Genomic DNA, 20,698 nt, shown 5'->3' with positions numbered 1-20,698 from the left:
CTCGTCGCCATCAGCACAAGCCTTAATGGGTAAAACTGTTGCAGTGATTGGTGGCGGAACTTATCGTCAATTTATATGTGCCAATGTACAAAGTTGCTTAGAGCTAAAAGAAGGTACTACGGCTAAAGAAGGCGCATCGTCTTTTGTTAATCCGCTTACGGCTTTAGCAATGGTTGAAACTATGCGCGCTGAAGGTCATAAAGCGATTATTCATGCAGCGGCTGCATCTAATCTTGGCCAAATGCTAAACCGTATTTGTATTGCCGATGGCGTTGATTTGATTAACATTGTTCGTAAAACAGAACAAGAAACTCTATTACGTGATATGGGTGCAAAGTATATTGTTAACTCAAGTAGTGAAACTTTCCTTGCTGATTTAACGCAATCAATTATCGAAACAGGTGCAACTATTGCGTTTGACCCTATTGGCGGTGGTCAATTAACTAGTGACATTCTTAACTGTATGGAAGTTGCAGCAGCGCGTGATATGAAAGAGCATACAATTTATGGTTCTGATACTTTTAAACAAGTATATATTTATGGTGCATTAGACCGCGGTCCTATTACACTAAATCGTAACTTTGGTTTTGCTTGGGCCGTAAATGGGTTCTTATTATTCAATGCATTAGGTAAATTAGGAACGGACACTGTGATGGCTATGCGTAAACGTATAGCAAATGAAATTACCACAACGTTTGCAAGCAAATACACACACGAAGTGTCGTTAGCAGAGGTATTACAATTACAGTCGATAGAAGCTTATTCTAAGCAGGCTACAGGTGAAAAATACTTAATTAAGCCTCAGGCTTAATTAAACATCTAGATTGTTATTTATTAGCTAACCGGTTTTAAATATTCAAAGCAGATACTAATCATAGTGTCTGCTTTTTTACTTGTTCATAATAAAAAACAGAATTTCAAGCTCTATTATTATGCCAATCTGCTTAGATGTAGGGTCTATTTTAAGATAGGAAAATTGCACTATAGTAAGGGGAAATCTTATATCGAGCTGTTCTAAATGAAAATTTTACAGCGATCTGAAGGGATTTAATTCGTTCAATTATTAAAATACTTATGCAGATTAGTGTTAAATACTAACAGCTAACAAAAAGCTCACCATATCAACCCTCGTTTGGTGTTAAAACAATGATTATTGTTTAAAATAAATTCCAAACCTAAAAGGTCAAAAGACCCTAATCACACACGCTCAAAACAACCCCAACGTTGTAAAACCAAATGCCATATTGAATATTTACCGAGTACACAATTTGTGAAATGATGCCCGTCTCTTAGGGGAGTAGCCTGCTAAAAATACAACTGTATTAAACTAATGAGTAAGTTTATCAACACAATATCACCCATGTGTATGGTAACTTTGTGATGTTGTAGCAAGTATTATCGGCAACTAAGCCGCCCTAATTTGAACAAATTTAACCTTAAATGCTCAGTAGTTCTTCTTGTTTTTTATACATCACTTACGCAATAACACCCTTTTGTATCAGCAATTAATAATTCCGAATTAAAACCTGCGGCTAAGTTTGTAATTACTGTTTCAACAAAACCACTGCCTTGTGAGCACGCTAAACCTTCAGATAAAGGGCCTGCATAAACAAACTTCCCATTTTTATCGATAATTACCGCAGCCGGTGTAGCTGGTATAACGTGTTTTAAATTTTGCGAAAAAGGTAACTGTACAATGTTAATCCCATTATTTTTAGCAAACTTTTTTAGTGATGATATGTGGTTTTTTGCTTGCTTTGCACAACCGCAACTTGGTTCCATAACCAATACAAGTGAGGCAGCATTGCCATCATCCCATGCTAATTGCTTTTTAAAATCAGCGAACCAGCTCTTTTGTAATAGCATTTGGTTACCATCAAAAGCTTTTAACTGCCCAGCCTGAAAGTACACAAGCCCAGATACAACAAAAGCCAACCACAGAAAAATGATCAGCTTTAAAAAATGAGGGCTATTTGAACTTAGCAATACTTTGCTCTAACACATCAATACTCACATCAATTAGTTGCACTTTAGCGGTAAGTTGCTGCACTACTTTTGTATCTTCGTGCTGATTTTGTCGCATAAAGTCCGTCCCTTGTGCTATTTGTGCGGTATTAATAGCTTGCTCTGCAACAACTTGAGCAACTGAATCAGTACTCACTGACACGGCTTTAATTTGCTCACTCATCGCAGATATATTTTCTTTCATTGCAGTACTTATTGCTGTTAAATCAACAACAAAATCGACACATTGACTCATAGACTGTGTTGACGTTTTACTGTTATTAACTAGATCTTTTAGCGTAAGCCCAATTTTATCTGTGGTCGCTTTACTATTATTAGCAAGCGATCGTACTTCAGATGCAACAACTGCAAAGCCTCTACCATGCTCCCCCGCCCTAGCGGCTTCTATTGCTGCATTAAGCGCAAGGAGGTTTGTTTGCTCTGCAATACCTGATATTTCATTAAGTAACCCCGAAATAACATCTCCAGCTGCAACTAAGTGGTTAATTTGCTCTTCAGTATGATTTAAAAGTGTTAGTAATTCTCTACTTTTACTGTCGGTTTGTAATACATCTTTTAAAACACCGCTTGCTGCTTGGGTAATATTATCAACTTGATGCTTTAAAACTTCACTTTCTTTTTCTACAAGTTTGAAACCATTAGCAACTTGAGCGCCTGAATTAGCAATTTCGTCTGTTTGCTGCGTGCGCTGTTGAGCACCATCTGCTAATTGGTCATGTACCTGAATTAATTCTTGTGAGTTTGTTTGCAAAGACGCTGATTGGGTTTGCACTTGCTTAATTACATTACTTAAATAATCAAGTAGTGTATTAAAACCATTTACTGCTTCGCTTTGTGTATCATCTGCGCGTAACGAGAGCTTTATATGTTCAGGGTCTTGCATTATTTGTTCTGTAGCAAAACCAAGTGAAAGCCCTGCGCTGCGTTCTTGTTTTAACGTTATTGCTATGTAAGCTACAACAACCACTTCCACTATTGCATAACCAGCGTGAATAAGCACAGTTGTAAAAGCAAGTCTATCTGGGTCAAACACATAAAAGCCGGTGTTTTGTGTCTGCAAGTAATAAAATGATAAATGATGTACTGCCACAAACAAAATCGCAGTAATAAATACACGCCACTGCACAAATACGATTAACATTGGCATTAAAATGAATATTTCAAAATGTACTTCAATTAATCCAAAGGTTTGTTGTATATGTAAAAAAGAGAACATCATTATCGCAGCAGCAACTACATGAGGAGTTATAGAGCTATTTTGTTGCGTGTTTAAGAGCCATATCGGTAATAATGATAGTGGTAAACCTATCATAAAAGCTTGTAATAACGTGTCAAAATACAAGCCTATAGCAATAGACTCGACAAATAAAAGACTAAATATAATTGTAAATAACCGGCTGACACTAGACATAAAAACCTTAAATTTTGTTTATATTACTTTTTAACAAGCTGACGAGCATGATACGTAAAAAATGAAAAATAGTTCATAAGTTAAAATAATAAATGGTACATTTTATAAACCTTTATCTTATTGCCAACATATAAGTAACTTACTTAATAATAGTGAGTACTTTCTTAAATGTAGGCGTTGCTGCTTTTTTAGTCCACTGAAAAATAACCGTTTCCGCACATGAAATTACAGCACCAGCTTGTCTTAATTGTTCGATAGCAATCTGCTCATGGTTTTTGTTACGTGATCCAATACCATCAGCAACGACAAAAACATCAAAACCACTTTGTAATAAATCCAAACATGTTTGTAGCACACAAACATGTGCCTCCGTTCCAACAACTACAATTTGAGGACGTTCATAACGCTTTAATAACTCTAAAAATCCAGGCTCAGCACATGCGCTAAAATGTGTTTTATCAAAGTAACTAGCCTGCGGTAAACCATCTCTTATTTGTTGGAGCGTACCACCTAAGCCTTTTTTATATTGCTCAGAAATTAAAACAGGTACATTATGAATAACACTCGCCTGCGATAATTTTAGTGTGTTGGTTAAAATATCAGAAAAGCCACCGATTGCAGGGGCTAATTTTTCCTGTAAATCAATAATCAATAATACACTTTTTGTAGCATCTACATTACGTACAATATTCATATAGCTTCACTTGTACTTTAAGTCATTATTTATACAGACTAACCTAAAATTAATATAATGCGCACCTAGAATTAAAGATTAAATTGAACGAAGCTTTAACTTTTCATCCATAAGAAACGTAAAGTACATAACCAACTCAATACATGCATTATCTCTGTGTACAGCTATTATTGTTAAGTGCGTTATAACTATGAGGTACTGACTTAATTTTAGCTAAAAATAAACATACAACTTAAAAATCAGTCTACTGTTGCAACTCTATATTAAGTAAGTATATTTAATATAAAAAGTTATGCTATATTCAGTATTTATTCAGGTACAGCAATTCTAATAAGGTGCGTCTGTTAGTGAGCTTTAGCAAGTTATTTTTCTCTATTATTACTTTTGCAATTATTTGTGCAGGGAATGCTTCTGCAGCCCAAAATAATGCTCAGCAATTGCAACGAATTTCAACCGAGGAAGGTTTATCTCATAGCTATGTAACCAAGTCATTACAAGATGATTTAGGCTATGTATGGATAGCTACCGCACAAGGTTTAAATAGATTTGATGGCTACCATGTAAGGAGCTTTGATGGTGGTTTAGGCTTAGATGAATACAGTGTTGCTACTTTATTTGAGACTAATGATGGGCACATAATTGTTTCAACAGAGCTCTCGGGAGCTTATTTAATTAACCCAACCACTCTAGCTACCACTAAAATTTATTCTGGAAAACCTCCTACAGAGTCAAGCATATATTCTTCAATTTCAGCAATGGCACAAAAAGAAGACATATTTTATTTTGCAATACGTAATCAAGTTTACATATTCAACCCAAGCGATAATACGTTAACTCTAGAAATAAGCATGCCAGAGGAAACCAACTTTATTCGCGCTTTAAATATATACAAAGATAGTTTGTATATAGGTACAAATGGTGGCTTGTACGTTAAACAATTAAATAGAACGAATTTTGAAAAGATTGAGCTTCATCAAACTACTCTCGATACCGCCGACAGTAATAATATAAAGTTTTTAACAATAGATTCTCAATTTGGTTTGTTAGTAGGTACAGTTGAAGGTATGTACGCTATAGGGTTTGATAATTATCGCCTTTTAGACACATCTAACGTATCTACACTTATCTCTAGCTATAATATTTCAGATTATAAAAACACACCCTATGGCGAATTTATAGCAACAGAACAAGGGCTTTTTCAATATTATCGGGATACTGGCAGCACCGAGCTTATTTTAAATTTTAGTAGCAGTAAATTTAATATCACCGAAGATAACATAAACAGTTTAATGGTAGATAAAACGGGCATGTTTTGGCTGGCATCGCGTACTCAAGGCGTGTTTACATGGGCAATTCAAACTAGGCGATTTAATAAAATAATGTTGGACGGTAACAACGTTATTAATACTATTTACCAAGATAACGATAACTCAATTTGGTTTGGAACTGATGATGGTATTACCCATATATTAAATAATTCAAAAAAATCTAAAACCTACCTTAAATCAGACGATAAAAAAGCAGAGTATGGTCATTTTGCTATATTTAATATTATTCCTGCTCACTTAACTTCTGAGTCAAAATTTTTGTGGCTAGTGCGCATGTATGACTTGGTATTATTTGATAAAACAACAGGAAAAATAATCCCTAAAAAGCATCAAGATGAAAAACAAGGGATGCCTCGTAATTATTATGGACTTGCACAAATAGGCGATGATATTTTTGCTTACTTTACCGATGATAACTTTTTTATTTTTAATGCAAAAACAGAAAAAACAACTGTTATCGAAGGGCTTAAAGATCAAGTAAACCCTTTAACCGCGTATACCTTTCATAAACCGCTAAGCACTCATCCAGACGAATTACTAATAGGCACTTCAACTCATTTATATAGATATAAAGAGTCAACACAAACCCTAACAACAATATATACAGCACAAAACGTACAAGGAAAAAATTATCATACTGTTGACGATTGGATTATAGATAAAAACAATATTTTATGGCTTGCAACAACGAAAGAAGGCTTGGTTGGTGTAGATGCTAATAATTATAAAAGAAAATACCATTTGAGCATGCGAGATGGCTTAAAAACAGAGTCTATTTACTCCTTATTACTCGATGAATATTCTTTTTTATGGATTAGTAGTAAAAATGGGCTTTACCGCCTCAATGTAGATACACAAGCACTTACGGCTTACACTATTAAAGATGGGCTCTCGGTGAGTCAATTTAATGTTGTTGCTGCTAGAAAGTTAAATAACAACAACCTCGTATTTGGCAGCGGTTATGGCGCGCTTTCATTTAATGCTGCTGATTTTATAGAGCAACCTACTGATAGTGAACCACTGCAAACTAAAATAACGGATGTAACTCTCCTATCACGAAAAGTTAGTTATCACCCTTCTCAATACTCATTAATACCTTTGGAAATTAAACATGATGATATTGGTTTAGAAATCAGTTTTTCTAACTTTGACTTTCAGAACATAGATAAAACACGTTACGATGTTTCTTTAATTGGACCAACCTCATTAAATTATGAAAATTTAAAATCAAATAAAATCTTCTTTACTAAACTCCCTCCTGGCGATTACAAACTTAACGTGTCGTCACACAATTTAAATGGCACTACTTATAACAAATCTAATGCACTGCAATTTCATGTTGCTTATGCAACTTGGCAATCACCAATAGCCTATATTTTTTATACATTGTGTATCATTGCTATTTTACTGCTCATTTTTTGGCAATATAGAAGTCGACAAATTGAGATTGGAAAAGCCCATAGGGCAACGGCAAACTCACAAAAGCAAACTAAGTTAGCACTAAGTAATAATAGAAGTGGTATATGGGACTATAGCTTTAAAGATGGCTCAGTAAACACGCAACGAGGTAGTGAGTTAGGCTATTCTGATTTACCAGATAGAATACCGTTAACGGACTTTTTAAAGATAATACACCCAGATGATCGCAGACGATTCGAAAGCCAGTGGGTTACTTATACAACGCAAAATAAGTCGCAGCAACATTGGCAAGCCACTTATCGTTTACGCCACAAAGCGGGACATTGGTTATGGTACCAAGATACAGGGCAGGTTATATATAAAACATCGTCAGCAGAGCCTATGTATGTGTCTGGTATATATACAAACATTACCGATCAACGTGCAAACGAGCAACAGGCAAGTATTTTAGGTGAGGCATTTAGTCAAATAAACGATTGGCTACTTATTTTAGACGATCGATTAATGCCTTTTTCAGCTAATAATAGTTTTATTGATACATTTTCAAACTCAAAAGATACAACCAAACTTAGCCCTAAACTGTTTATTAATGCAATGGGTAAAGTAAAGTGTAAAGAGTTTACTGCTAAACTTAAATCGTTAAAACCAAAACAAAATTGGCGAACAGATACATATATAAATACAACAAAAAATAAAAATCATCCTATTCACTTAAGTGTTACTGCGGTTGCTAAAGAAAACAATCAAGTAAGTTACTATGTGGTTGTTATATCTGACTTAACCGAGCAAAAACGCGCCGAAGATGAACTTCGTTATTTAGCAAATTACGATCCTTTAACACACTTGCCTAACCGTAGTTTAATGTATCAAAAAATTGAAAACGCGATTAAGGAAGCTCAAAACAATAATACTCAGTGTGCTGTTTTATTCATAGATTTAGACAAGTTTAAACCCGTTAATGATTCATTTGGGCATGCCATTGGCGACAAACTACTATTCAACATAACTCAGCGTGTAAATAAAACCCTTAATAGCAACGCCACTTTGGGGAGACAAAGCGGTGATGAGTTTTTAGTACTTATTCAAAATATAGAGTCAATACACTCTTTAAACCAAATGGTTAAAGGTATAAGTAATGAATTTGCTAATAAAGTTGTTATAGAGGACTTTTCTATCAATATATCGGCAAGTATTGGTGTAGCACTGTACCCTTTTGATGCTAATTCAACCGATACTCTAATAAGAAACGCTGACGTAGCAATGATGCATGCAAAACAAAATGGTAGAAATGGGTTTAAGTTTTTCAGCGAAAAAATGAATGAAAAAATAAAACAAAAGTTACTTCTTGAAAACGATTTAAAAGACGCAGCTAAAGACAATCTTATTTTTAATAATTACCAACCAATTATCGACGTACAAGCAAGAACAATTAATGGCGTTGAGTTACTTATGCGTTGGAAAAATAAAGGGCAGCTTGTCTCTCCTGCTAATTTTATTCCTATTGCCGAAGAAACAGGGCTAATAGAGTCACTTACTGAGCAAGCATTAAAACGTGCGCTGATTGAATTGGCTCCAATTTTAAGTAACAACCCTTTGTTTTATATTTCTTTAAATTTATCACCAAAGCATATTTTAAAAGGAAATATAGCAGAGCGTCTGCTGTCTATTATTAGTGATCAGCAAATAAGCCCAATACAACTTCGTCTCGAGATAACAGAAAACACCTTACTAGAAGATAAAGTTAAAGCAGAAAAACAGTTACAGAAACTGAAAAAAATAGGATTTAAGCTACTACTTGACGACTTTGGAACAGGTTACTCATCGCTTACGTACTTGAGCCAGTTTCCTATTAATGTAATTAAAATTGACCAAAGCTTTGTAAGCAGTATCGGGATTGAAAAAGGCGACGAATCGATTATTAAAACAATATATTCATTAGCTGAAAATTTAGAGTTGTCTTGTATTGCCGAAGGAGTCGAAACACGTAAACAAATGACATTTTTAACGAGTATGGGTTGTCATATACAGCAAGGCTATTATTTTGCTAAACCCATGAGCGCTAAAGATTTACGCGCGAGTGATTGTTTTATAAAGATTATCGACTTAATCTAAGTATTAAAAATAGCTCATACGCTTATTAAAAAGCCTAGGAGCTATAATTATTGAACTTAGATGGTTAGTGAATATGCTGATGTTCTTCGTGGCTTTCTATTTGTAATACACTGTTTTTAACATTAAATTTTTCAGATAACAGTTGCTCTACTTTTAAGCGACATGCTTCATCATGTTTTTCAATCGTACAGTGTTGTTTAAGCACAACGTGAGCACCTACAACAATATCTTTGTACTTACGCGTAACAGTGACATTGTGCACATTATGAACATGCTCTATATGGGTTATTTCGTATTCTAGGTCAGTTACTTTAGGAAGTTTTGCTTTATTTAATCGCAACCCTTTTATACAGCTAATAATAACTTTAACGCCTGTAAACAATACAAAAGATGCGATTAGCATACTCGATAAAATATCAATGATATCCCAACCAGTAAAGTAAATAAGTATGCCAGCAACAAAGGTCGAAACCGTTGAAATTAAATCAAAAAACGAATGTAAAAATACTGCATAAATATTAATGCTCGCTTTACGTCCTTTGTATAAAACCCAAGCGGCTGCACCATGAAACAAAAAGCCAATACCAGCAATAGTCGACATTAAAAAGCTATTTATAGCGAGTTCATGTCCCTCATGATGATGGATAAAGCGCTCGCCACCTTCGTATAAAATGACTAAGCTAATTGCTAAATATAAAAAGCCATTGATGAGTCCACCAATCAGCTCTGCCCGTTGATGCCCATCGTTGTAGGTTTTAGCAAAGTGGATCGCTAAGCTTGAAGCTATTAAAGCTATAAAAAGCGAACTATTATGAACAAACAAATGCCCTGCATCGGCTAGTACCGCGAGTGAATTTGAATAATATGCGCCAATGACTTGAATAAACATGAACGAACACGTGATCGCCAAAGCAATTAATAGCCGACGGCGAGAAGCCTGGTGTGTAGTGATTTCTGTCATGAAATGCTTGAATTACCTATACTAAAAATGCAAATAAGCCTTTAGAAAGGCTTATTGAGAAAAGAGTAATGATATACAGTATCAATTATAATACGTAGACTAAATAAACGCACTAAAAAATTCGTTAAATGGATAATACTGTACTAAAAGTAATTAAACAGGTATAAAAATCATAGTGTAAAAATACTTTACATAATAACTAGATATATAAATATGGAGAGATGAGTGGAGGTATATTCAATAAATAAGATGCGAGATACTTTATCTGTCTTCCCTCTTGCAATTTTACTACATGATAATAGTACTAATTCTTATTATGCTAATAAATCGGCTCAAAAGCTCTTTCATATAGATGAAGAAAAATTATGTAACCGTGCTCAAGTTAATATAACGTTTATGAGCCCTCAAAGTAAAAAGCGATTTTCTATTGATGCGCTTTTCGATCGTTACATAAATCCGCATACAGATAACCACATAATCTTAAATATCAAAAAAGACAAATTACGACTAAACGCTAAACTAGCTAATCTCAGTAACACTCTTTCGTTAATTACTTTTGAGCATATTCATACGCATATTGATGAACAGAATCACTTTGATAATATTATTTCTAAAATTTCAACCGAATTAATAGATATACAAAACGATAATATAAACGATCAGATTGATTATGCCTTAAAAGCTATTGGCAATGTTTGCCATGCAGATCGCAGCTATTTATTTAAATTTAGTAACGATCGAAAAAGCATGTCTAATACACATGAATGGGTCAACGAAGGGGTAACGCCTTTTATTGATCGATTACAAAATGTGCCAGATAGCGAACTCCCCTATTTTTTTGATGTTATGAACGTTACACATATTTTTAAAGCCAGTGATACAAGCGAATTACCGCAACAAGCTAAAGCTGAAAAAGATGAGTTTGAATTACAAAAAATCAAATCAGTGCTTTGTATTGGATTAAGGTATGACAAAGAAATAGTCGGCTTTATTGGCTGCGATTGCGTTAAAAAACAACGAGATTGGAGTGATGTTGACCTAATTCGGTTAAAGCTCGTTGGCGAAATGATCGCAAATGCATTTAAAAACATTAACTACAAAGAAGAGCTTGAGCAGACTCAACGGCAACTAATTAATGCCAATCAAAAGCTTAACGAGTTGGCAAACACTGATGGATTAACAAATATTGCTAATCGTCGCCGGTTTGATGAAACGCTCAAAAATGAAATTAAACGTTGCGCACGCTACAAACAATCAATTTGTTTGATTATATGCGATATCGATTTTTTCAAGCTTTATAACGACAATTACGGGCATCAGCGAGGCGATGAAACTTTAAAACGAGTTGCAAGTTCACTGCACAATTTATGTAAGCGACAAGGCGATTTAGCCGCGCGTTATGGCGGTGAAGAATTTGCTATTATATTGCCTGCAACCAATAGTACAAATTGCAAAGTGTTTACTGCGCTTATTCAAAAAGAAATTGCCATGTTAGCAATAAACCATAACTATTCAAACGTAGCTAAACACGTAACACTTAGTATAGGGTTTTATACTTTAATACCTGATAAGACAACGACCCCAGAGAGCATTATTCATAATGCCGACAAAGCGTTATATATAGCTAAAGAAACGGGTCGAAATAAAGTATCTGAATTTGTAATAAGTAACCAAAATAAAAATTCATAAATCGGCTTTACTGTTTACAACTTACTATTGAGTGGCAATATTTAGATTAAAGTACAACTGGCGGCTCAAACTGCCCGCTTTTTATACCTGAAATTTGCAATACCGTGCCCTGTACATCACAGGTTAAATTGTCGACGCTATCGTAAGCCGAGGTAACAAATAGCAATTGTGCATTTTCACCGCCAAATGCCGTACATGTTGGTTTTATTGCTGCAATATCCAGAGTTTCTATTATGTTCGCTTCTGGCGACAAACATATAACACAACCCATTCCCCATACTGCTAACCATAAATTACCTTCACTATCGACAACGCAACCATCAGGGTCAATATCTGTATTGTCAAAGCGATAAAACTCATGTGCAGCACTGTTTGGCGCTCCAGTTTGCGCATCAAGGCTCAACATATAAATACAACTTGTTAGCGAATCACAGTAGTAGGCACGCAAGCGAGGTTTATCAAAACATAACCCATTCGGAATTGTTAACTCTGTTACTACGCATTCAATTAGCTGTTTATAGTAACGATAAATTTTACCCTGCCCTTTTTCAGCATTTACGTGCATGGTGCTTAACCAAAAACCTCCCCAAGGATCGGCACGTCCGTCATTTGAACGAGTATTTGGCTGATCGTTCTCTATAGCTATTATTAGCTCTCGCGTATTACTAATTATATGGTAACGATAAATACCCGTATTTGTGCCAAGTACTAAATAGTCGGCATTTAACCAAGCAATAGCAGTCACTGTATCCGGCATCGTTACTTGATTAATAATAGGGAGAGTTTGCGACTCAATATTTTTAATATCGGTGGATATTGTGTTTAAAGTTTTTTTTGAAGTGTTATTTACTTTTTTGCTAAACAGAGTTTTTTTATCAATATCTACCCAAAATAACGTATTAAGCAGGGGATGCCAAAGAGGGCTCTCTCCCAATCGATTTTGCGTGCTATTAAATACTGTTACTTTAAAATCTAGCATAATTATTATTCTGTTTATTAACAAAAACTTGAAGATCTAAACCTTATCAGAAAACATTAAGCTGTGCGACGCTATAAGCTGTATAAATACTGATATATGCAGTGTTTTTAAGTATATATATAAAAACCTATCGAGTTCCCCCCTCATGCTTACTTGGCTAAATTACTCTTTATTACGGCATTAATTTTATAAAAACAGTTACTGTAATTTAATAAATAATTTTAGCCCTGAACTTACTTTATATTTATGCGCACATACCTTCTCTCGCTCTTTTGGCGGTTAATTGGTACCATAAATAATGAATAAAAAGAAGTTATGATTATGATTAATAACACAAAAAATACGCTTGTAGTTGAAGGTGGTGCTATGCGCGGTATATTTGCTGCAGGTGTACTTGATCAGTTTTTAAAGCAAAACTATCAACCATTCGAGCGCTACTTTGGCGTATCGGCTGGTGCAACCAATATCGCAGCATTTTTATGCAAACAACCTATGCGTAACTACAAGGTAATTACCGATTATTCTTGTCGTCCTGAGTTTATTAATTTAGCACGCTTTATTAAAGGGGGTCACTTATTTGATTTAGACTGGCTATGGCAAGAAACAATCCGCGAAGTGCGTCTGCATACCGAAGTATTTGAGCAAATCCCACATGAGTTTTACATTGTAGCGACTGCTATAAAATCAGGTGATGCACAATACTTAAAAGCCACCAGTAACGATATGGTCCATCAATTAAAAGCTTCATGCGCAATTCCAATTGCATACAGAGACAATCCAATAATTAACGATATAGCAATGACCGACGGCGGTGTAGCCGACTCAATCCCTGTAATAAAAGCGTATGAAATGGGTGCACGCGAAATAACCGTTATTTTATCTCAGTGTTTGGGGTATCGTAAAAAGCCAAGTAAAGCACCTTGGCTTACTAAAAAAATATATAAAGACTACCCAGGGCTAATACAAACAACATTAGGCAGAGCTGATTTTTATAATAAAAGCATCGACTTCATTATGAATCCGCCTAATGACTGCAAAATTAATATTATTGCACCACCTAGTAACTTTAAAGTTGGACGCACCACTAAAAAATTTGAAATACTTAATAGTGGTTATAATATGGGTATTGAAGCCGCTAAAACATATTTAGGCTAACACCCTATTATAAAATGAATCTAATCTAATAACTGAGGGGCTTTACCGGCAATTATTGCAGTTAGTAGCCCTGCAACCATTGCACCTGCGATTGTACAAATTACGCCACCAATAAAACCATAAACACCTGTAAAGCACATTACTGATATTATAAATAATATAGTGCAAAACAATGCTTTAATTGGTCGTGTTATTGTATTTTTACGCAGGTTCAGCATCATTAATAATAAACTCACCATAGCTGTCAGTATCAATAATTCATTCATGGAACTTGCGCCTCTAAATATGGTTTTGTTGACGTTTTTATTTTTAAAGCACACCAAATACATACTATACCCACCAGCATAAAGCTGGCATCGACAACTGCGACTAGCCCACTATTAAAATTAATAATATTACTGTGACCAAATAAAATATTTAACGGTAATACAGCACTAAGCACCAAGCCACAAAGTAAAAGTGTTAGTTTAAAGTAGTTTTTATAATGCATAGGAAGTAATCCAATAAGTAACCACCCTAACCAACTATAAAAGAATATCGGTCCAAAATAAGCATTTTGTGCAGCACCACTTACACTGTAATTTAGTATTACTTGCACTGGAAATAATACAAAGCTTGCCAACACTAAGCCACCACAACTACCAATTATAAAACGGTTCCAACGAGCATAAGCACTCAATGTTAAATTGGGGTTACTGCCACGAGTACGTTTCGCTAGCCACATCATCATTCCCGATATAGGCAATAGTGCCGTACTAAATCCGAGTAATACCCATAGTAATTTAACAAAAACACCCGAAAAATTACCAAAGTGCAGCGGAAACATCAGCTCTATTACTTTTATCGATATACCTGAAATATCACCAAAACTACTCATCGACTGTACAAATTCACCATTTCCTTGATAATGCAATAACTGAGATGCGACAGCCTCACCACCTAACAAACGTATATATACCTGCGCGTTTGCATCATTATGCGCCATTATGGTTACATCTCTAACTATTGCATCGGGGTAACGACTGTGGGCATTTTCTAAAATAGTGTTTATTTTTGTAGGTTGCTTAACGTGACTAACCACAGTTTCAGGAATTGCAGTAAAAGTCTCTATTAACTTATCTTGATCCCCACCAAAGCTTACAAATGCAGCCGCTGGTAATAAAATAATGGTTGCTAGTCCTAAAAATGCACCTGTAAAACCAATAACGACATTAAATACGCTTCCCCAAATACCAATTACTTTATGAGCATCACTTATTGCTATATCAAGCCCTTTACCACGCCTAAAAGTGAATAATTCTTTTATCAATTTACGATGAATAAACAAGCCAGTCACTGCACTAACGAGTAACGTTAAACCTAAAAATCCAGTAAGTATTAAACCTATTGGTCGTCCTAAGTGTAAATCAGCATGAAATTCACCAATATAAGTAGGTGCATCGGTTTTTTTACCAGCATAAAATGCTTTGCTCGGCCCGTAATATGTATCTACTAACGCTAAAGTGTCTGGATGAAACTGAAATACCTTTGCAACCTCCTCGCTATAATTTTCATCGCCATGATGAGATTCATACACCAGTGTTAATAAGTAAAAATTATGCCCACTTGGCATATACACATGAATATTCTCGCCAAATTCGCTTGGTACTTGTTTATAGTATTCGTTCACGAGTCGGCTAACTTGAGTACTTGGTACGTATTGGCTTGTTTGTAATTCAGGGTTTGCCCAAATTTTTAATTCAGGTCGCGACAACACAGCCAATGCACCGCTAAATGCGATAATAAATAATAATACGGCAGTAACTATGCCAACCCAGCTATGTAATAAAAATAGCTTTTTTAAAGTAATCGATTTCATCCTTGCCCCTGCGTTAACGCCCAAAAACTCATTAATCCGTGTGAAGCACACAAAAAAAGCATAACGACAAAAGGTTGCCACACCTTTTGCGCTAAATAAGCATAAATAAATAACGCAGTCCAAATTATTGGAAACAATAAAATCGGCAATAAAATTTGCTCATTCATTCCAAATGGTAAGTAAGTAGTCATTCCAGGAATTATTATAACGGCAGTAATAAGTGCAAGCACACATGCCAAAAAGTGCCGTCTACGCGTTGCGTTAAACGTTTTTTTATTATTCATTATTTATCCATAAAACTAGCGAGTACATACACAAAACCGTACATACAAATGATAACTATTGTTATTATATTGTTTGTTTGTGTATTAATGCAATTCATTAAATAAATTTTAGTTGTAAAAGCGCTTTTGATATTGCCTATAAACTTTTATCCTACGCGACACTTTTGGCTTTAAGTACGCACCCTGCGTACATTTTTATTTAGGAACATATTGAGCGTGGACATTATTAACGCAATTATTTTAGGTATTATCGAAGGTATAACTGAGTTTTTACCCATTTCTTCAACTGGGCATTTAATTGTCGTATCAAAATGGTTGGGGATAGAGTCAACCGACGCAAATCTTGCATTCGAAGTTATTATTCAACTAGCAGCTATATTGGCAGTACTTGCCAATTACAAAGACAAATTCAGCCCTAAATATTTAAACTTGTGGTTTAAAGTCGCCATTGCATTTATTCCCTTAGGCATTATTGGCTTTATATTTAGCGATGTAATAAAAACACTCTTTAGTGTGCCCGTAGTAGGCATAATGTTTATTGTCGGTGGAGTAATTTTTTTACTACTAGAGAAAAGTTATAAAGAGCCTAACTGCACCACAACTGATGTAACGCAAGTTACTTACAAACAAGCTCTTTGGATTGGCGTAGCACAAGTATGTGCGCTTATTCCAGGTACTAGTCGCGCAGGAAGCTCTATTGTTGGTGCTATGCTGTGTGGTTTAAATCGTAAAGCCAGTGCAGAGTTTTCGTTTTTACTTGGCTTACCTGTACTTGCTGCAGCCTCTGGTTACGATTTACTAAAACATTATCAATTATTTACTTTTGATGATCTAACCGCTCTTGCCGTTGGGTTTGCCACTGCATTTATAGTTGCATATTTTACAATCAAATTATTTATACGCTTTTTAGAAAATTTCACTTTTGTAAGTTTTGGATTTTATCGAATCATATTTGGTGTTATTTTATTAACCATAGCCTACACATAAGAGAATATTATGAGCGAAAAAATAAACGAAGAAGCACTCCACGCCCTTAAAATTGCATTTACTTACATGCCTCAAGCTATTGAAGTAACTAAATACGAATACGGAGAGCGTTACCAAATCGTACTTGATCACATAGAAGCCGTTCGCGAAACCCTACTTATAAACGATGTAGATCCCGACGAAGTGGGTGGCGACATAAACCCAGAGTACACACCAAACTCAACGTACTAAGTTAAAAATACACTGTGAATAAAGCCTTATTCACAGTGTATTTAATTTATTGTCAATTTGATTAACTAAAATCTAATAACTATTATAACTGATAAGCAATTCGGATTAGAACCAACTAAAACCAAGGTTATTTTAGCCATATAGCATTTTATAAAATCTATAAATTATTAAATAAATTCCAAAAATAACAGGATGTTTTCAATTGAATTTTCTAAGACGCTTTCACGATATTGTATCTAACCAAAACCTAAACTTTGAGAACAAAACTCAAAACCTTTTGGCGTTTGGGCTTGAGGTTTTTAACCTTGATTTAGCTATTATTAGTAAAGTTGAAAATAATTTGTACACCGTACTCTACGTAATTACCCCTGATAACTCATTACCTACAGGTACAACGTTTGATTTAGATGGAACCTATTGTGTACACACACTTGAGGCAAATTCAGCGCTTGCATTTCATAACGCCTCGCAAAGCACGATTGCAAACCATCCTTGTTATATTAATTTTCAGCTTGAATCATATATTGGTGCACCTATAAAAATTGGGTCCGATATATTTGGTACCGTTAACTTTTCTTCAGCTAATAAATCCCCCGTATTTACCGATGAAGCCTACGATTACATTGAACTATTTGCACAATGGTTAGGTTCAGAGTTTGCTCGAGCAATTACTAAAACTCAATTAATAGAAAACAGTAAAACACTTATTAAATTAGAAAAGGTAGCTAACATAGGCACCTGGGAAGTTGATTTAATTAAGCGAAAGGTATCATGGAGTAAGCAAACTAAACGTATTCATCAAGTAGATGACTCTTTTACGCCAGACTTTGACTCTACCATCGAGTTTTACAAAGAAGGGAAATCCAGAAAAAGCATTGCCGCGGCTGTCGAGTCAGCTATAAAAAATGGTGAGAAATGGCATTTAGAGCTTGAGCTTGTAACAGCAAATAAAGATACCTTATGGGTGTCTGCGTTTGGTGAGGCAGAGTTTAACGAGGATAAATGCGTGCGCCTATTTGGCACATTTCAAGATGTAACCGAGTCAGTAATACTAAGAGAAGAACTGCAAAATAAAAAAATTGAAGCAGAACGCTTGCTAGAGGATCGAAGTATGCTGCTTGCTAAAATAAGTCATGAGCTAAGAACACCTCTAAATGGCATTACCGGAATGCTAACCACACTTATAGATGAACATAGCGAAGAAAAAAGATCCGAAAAAATAAAAATAGCCCTGCGTAGCGCCGATATACTCCTTAGTATAATTAATGAAGTGTTGGATTTTTCAAAAATAAACCATGGCGAGTTAACGCTAGAGCCAACCAACTTTTTGCTAAAAACAATTTTTACTGATCTCGGCTCGTTATACACACCTTTATTTAAAAACGGCAATGTAGAGTTGATAATTAACAATGAAATTAATGATAATTGTTGGGTTTACTGTGACAACGCTCGGCTCAGCCAAATTACCTCCAATCTATTAAGTAATGCGTTAAAATTTACCGAGCGTGGTTTGGTAAAGCTGCATACATCTATAACTAAGGCAAAAAATAAACAAACGCTAAACATTGATATAAGCGATACAGGTAAAGGAATGACGAGTAGCTTTCTTAAATCTTTATTTTCTCCTTTTACTCAGGAAGTCGATGCTAAAAACAGTAAAGGTGGCACAGGGCTTGGGCTTGCAATAGTTAAAGAGCTTGTTGAGTACATGGGTGGCAAAATAAAAGTAAATAGTATTGTTAATCAAGGCACTACTTTCTCGTTGCGTATCCCTATCGAGCTTGGAAATGAGACAACAGTTGAATTAAATCCGTTATCAAAAATAAATTTTAATGCCTGTAAGCTTTCTGTTTTAGTGGTGGATGACAACGATATAAATAGATTAGTTCTTGATGCATCGTTAAGTAAACTCAATATAAAGCCAGACTTTGCTATAGATGGACAAGACGCCATATTTAAATGCAAACAAAAGCATTACGATCTTATTTTTATGGATTGTATTATGCCAATATTGGATGGCTTTGAGGCAACCAAACAACTGCGCTCACAAAATATATGCACAGTAGAGGCTACTTACATAGTTGCATTAACAGCAAATACCTCATCGCAAGACAAGCTTGCATGTAAGCAAGCTGGTATGGATATGTTTATATCTAAACCCTTTAAAATGCACTCATTAGAAATGGCAATTGCATCCGCCGTAAAACTGTTAAAAATTGAAACTAATTAACTTAAATTTAAGAACTAAAGAACTACATAGAGAATAACAATGAAAAGTATATTTAGAATTGTTTTACTTACTGTATTAGCAATAGCGCTATTTAAAGGTTTCTCAACTCAAGAGTGGCAATCATTGATTATAATTATTGCTGTATCTGGTTTTTTACTATTAACGAGCTTTAGTACAACGACTGCTAAATCAAATCGTGGTTCGTCAAATCATACAGATAGTAGCGCATCACATAACGATAATGATTACGGTGGTAGTGATTCTGGTGGCGGGTATGATTAGTTTAAACACTCTTAAATATTCGTACTTATTTAAAACAGACATAAAAAAGCCGCCTTTGGAGAAGGGCGGCTTGGGTGAACAAACAGCGATGGGTGAACGCTGTTATATCAAGAGAGATTTCTATTAAATTTTTTATTAAATAATGTTAAGCCGCGTTCTGATCTTGTTCTGTTTCATCGCTGTGACGAATTAAATAATCAAATGCGCCTAAACTTGCTGTAGCACCACTGCCCATTGCAATAATAATTTGCTTAAATGGAGTGTTGGTTGCATCCCCCGCCCCGTACACACCAGGTAACGAAGTAGCACCTTTAGCATCAATTAATATTTCGCCAAATTTGCTAAGTTCAAGGTCGCTGTTTTTTAACCACTCAGTATTTGGAATTAAGCCTATTTGTACAAATATACCTGCAAGGGTGAGTTGTTTACTCTCACCTGAAACACGGTCTGTATAGCTTAAACCGGTTACTTTTTTACCATCACCAAGCACTTCTGTTGTTTGAGCACTTTTAATAATAGTAATATTTTTTAAGCTATTTGCTTTGCGAACAAGGACTTCATCAGCGCGAAGTGTATCGGCAAACTCAAGCACGGTTACATGCTCAACAATGTTTGCTAAATCTATAGCAGCTTCTATACCTGAGTTACCGCCACCAATGACTGCAACAGGTTTACCTTTAAATAAAGGGCCATCACAATGTGGGCAATATGCTACTCCATGACCTCGGTAATCTTGCTCGCCAGGTACATTCATTTCGCGCCAACGCGCACCGGTTGCAAGTACTAACGATTTAGCAGTTAACACTGCGCCATTTTCAAGCGTAATTTCGTAACCATTACTACCGCTAGTAAGCCCTGCTGCGCGCTGATTATGCATTACATCTACATCGTATTCTTTAACGTGTTCTTCAAGCTGAGCAACTAATTTTGGACCTTCTGTTGCTTTAATTGATATAAAATTTTCTATGGCAAGTGTGTCAGCAACTTGTCCGCCAAATCGGTCGGCAACAATACCGGTATTTAAACCTTTTCGTGCTGAATAAATAGCGGCCG

The 20,698-nt window shown here is 35.3% G+C and carries 17 protein-coding genes; 8 read left to right on the top strand and 9 right to left on the bottom strand.

The window, feature by feature from the left end; all coding sequences use genetic code 11:
- Nucleotides 1-811 (top strand): NADH oxidase (locus tag L647_RS0101385; protein ID WP_024609608.1); only part of this gene is annotated, 811 nt, incomplete at its 5' end.
- A 653-nt stretch (nucleotides 812-1,464) separates the two neighbouring features.
- Here L647_RS0101385 and L647_RS0101380 read toward each other — a convergent pair.
- The 3 genes from L647_RS0101380 to L647_RS0101370 all read right to left on the bottom strand — a co-directional run bounded on the left by L647_RS0101380 (nucleotide 1,465) and on the right by L647_RS0101370 (nucleotide 4,130).
- Nucleotides 1,465-1,986, bottom strand: a complete 522-nt coding sequence (locus tag L647_RS0101380; protein WP_024609607.1) for a DUF6436 domain-containing protein — start codon at nucleotides 1,984-1,986, stop codon at nucleotides 1,465-1,467.
- The gene (locus tag L647_RS0101375) at nucleotides 1,970-3,436 is read right to left on the bottom strand and encodes a methyl-accepting chemotaxis protein (RefSeq protein WP_024609606.1); all 1,467 of its coding nucleotides are present in this window, start codon (nucleotides 3,434-3,436) and stop codon (nucleotides 1,970-1,972) included. Before L647_RS0101375 ends, L647_RS0101380 begins: the two co-directional genes overlap by 17 nt.
- A 139-nt stretch (nucleotides 3,437-3,575) precedes the next feature.
- Nucleotides 3,576-4,130 (bottom strand): hydrolase, encoded by a 555-nt coding sequence (locus L647_RS0101370; RefSeq protein ID WP_024609605.1) that lies wholly within the window; start codon nucleotides 4,128-4,130, stop codon nucleotides 3,576-3,578.
- Nucleotides 4,131-4,477: 347 nt separating this feature from the next.
- On the opposite strand from L647_RS0101370, the gene L647_RS0101365 reads away from it, so the two are divergent.
- Entirely contained in the window at nucleotides 4,478-8,989 is a 4,512-nt protein-coding gene (locus L647_RS0101365) for an EAL domain-containing protein (protein ID WP_024609604.1), read from the top strand.
- Between the two features lie 64 nt (nucleotides 8,990-9,053).
- Here L647_RS0101365 and L647_RS0101360 read toward each other — a convergent pair whose 3' ends face one another.
- A complete protein-coding gene (locus L647_RS0101360; protein ID WP_024609603.1) occupies nucleotides 9,054-9,950 on the bottom strand; it encodes a cation diffusion facilitator family transporter in 897 nt (298 codons plus the stop codon).
- Between the two features lie 225 nt (nucleotides 9,951-10,175).
- Between L647_RS0101360 and L647_RS0101355 the strand changes: the two genes are divergently transcribed.
- Nucleotides 10,176-11,639 (top strand): diguanylate cyclase, encoded by a 1,464-nt coding sequence (locus L647_RS0101355; RefSeq protein ID WP_024609602.1) that lies wholly within the window; start codon nucleotides 10,176-10,178, stop codon nucleotides 11,637-11,639.
- 46 nt (nucleotides 11,640-11,685) lie between these two features.
- Here the strand turns inward: L647_RS0101355 and L647_RS0101350 are convergent, their stop codons facing one another.
- Entirely contained in the window at nucleotides 11,686-12,618 is a 933-nt protein-coding gene (locus L647_RS0101350; protein WP_024609601.1) for an SMP-30/gluconolactonase/LRE family protein, read from the bottom strand.
- Between the two features lie 321 nt (nucleotides 12,619-12,939).
- Here L647_RS0101350 and L647_RS0101345 point away from each other — a divergent pair, with 321 nt between their 5' ends.
- A complete protein-coding gene (locus tag L647_RS0101345; protein WP_024609600.1) occupies nucleotides 12,940-13,773 on the top strand; it encodes a patatin family protein in 834 nt (277 codons plus the stop codon).
- Between the two features lie 20 nt (nucleotides 13,774-13,793).
- Here the strand turns inward: L647_RS0101345 and L647_RS0101340 are convergent, their stop codons facing one another.
- From L647_RS0101340 to L647_RS0101330, 3 genes are read right to left on the bottom strand one after another with little or no spacing between them, the layout of a single operon-like run.
- Entirely contained in the window at nucleotides 13,794-14,039 is a 246-nt protein-coding gene (locus L647_RS0101340) for a hypothetical protein (RefSeq protein ID WP_024609599.1), read from the bottom strand.
- The gene (locus tag L647_RS0101335; RefSeq protein WP_024609598.1) at nucleotides 14,036-15,631 is read right to left on the bottom strand and encodes a PepSY-associated TM helix domain-containing protein; all 1,596 of its coding nucleotides are present in this window, start codon (nucleotides 15,629-15,631) and stop codon (nucleotides 14,036-14,038) included. Before L647_RS0101335 ends, L647_RS0101340 begins: the two co-directional genes overlap by 4 nt.
- Nucleotides 15,628-15,915: a hypothetical protein gene (locus L647_RS0101330; protein ID WP_024609597.1), complete on the bottom strand. Its 288-nt coding sequence runs from the start codon at nucleotides 15,913-15,915 to the stop codon at nucleotides 15,628-15,630. The genes L647_RS0101335 and L647_RS0101330 overlap by 4 nt, the downstream gene beginning before the upstream one ends.
- 216 nt (nucleotides 15,916-16,131) lie before the next feature.
- Here L647_RS0101330 and L647_RS0101325 point away from each other — a divergent pair, with 216 nt between their 5' ends.
- The 4 genes from L647_RS0101325 (at nucleotide 16,132) to L647_RS0101310 (ending at nucleotide 19,645) form a co-directional block, all read left to right on the top strand.
- Nucleotides 16,132-16,902 (top strand): undecaprenyl-diphosphate phosphatase, encoded by a 771-nt coding sequence (locus tag L647_RS0101325; RefSeq protein ID WP_024609596.1) that lies wholly within the window; start codon nucleotides 16,132-16,134, stop codon nucleotides 16,900-16,902.
- Between the two features lie 9 nt (nucleotides 16,903-16,911).
- Nucleotides 16,912-17,133, top strand: a complete 222-nt coding sequence (locus tag L647_RS0101320) for a hypothetical protein (RefSeq protein WP_024609595.1) — start codon at nucleotides 16,912-16,914, stop codon at nucleotides 17,131-17,133.
- Nucleotides 17,134-17,335: 202 nt separating this feature from the next.
- Nucleotides 17,336-19,363 (top strand): ATP-binding protein, encoded by a 2,028-nt coding sequence (locus L647_RS0101315; RefSeq protein ID WP_024609594.1) that lies wholly within the window; start codon nucleotides 17,336-17,338, stop codon nucleotides 19,361-19,363.
- Between the two features lie 39 nt (nucleotides 19,364-19,402).
- A complete protein-coding gene (locus L647_RS0101310; protein WP_024609593.1) occupies nucleotides 19,403-19,645 on the top strand; it encodes a hypothetical protein in 243 nt (80 codons plus the stop codon).
- A 145-nt stretch (nucleotides 19,646-19,790) separates the two neighbouring features.
- Here L647_RS0101310 and L647_RS0101300 read toward each other — a convergent pair.
- Nucleotides 19,791-20,698: FAD-dependent oxidoreductase (locus L647_RS0101300; RefSeq protein WP_024609592.1), on the bottom strand; the 908-nt coding region annotated here is incomplete at its 5' end.

It is taken from the genome of Pseudoalteromonas sp. TB64, from assembly GCF_000498095.1.
Classification (GTDB): Bacteria; Pseudomonadota; Gammaproteobacteria; order Enterobacterales; family Alteromonadaceae; genus Pseudoalteromonas.
Note: the sequence above shows the minus strand (reverse complement) of the source record. Positions and strands in the feature narration are given on the sequence as shown.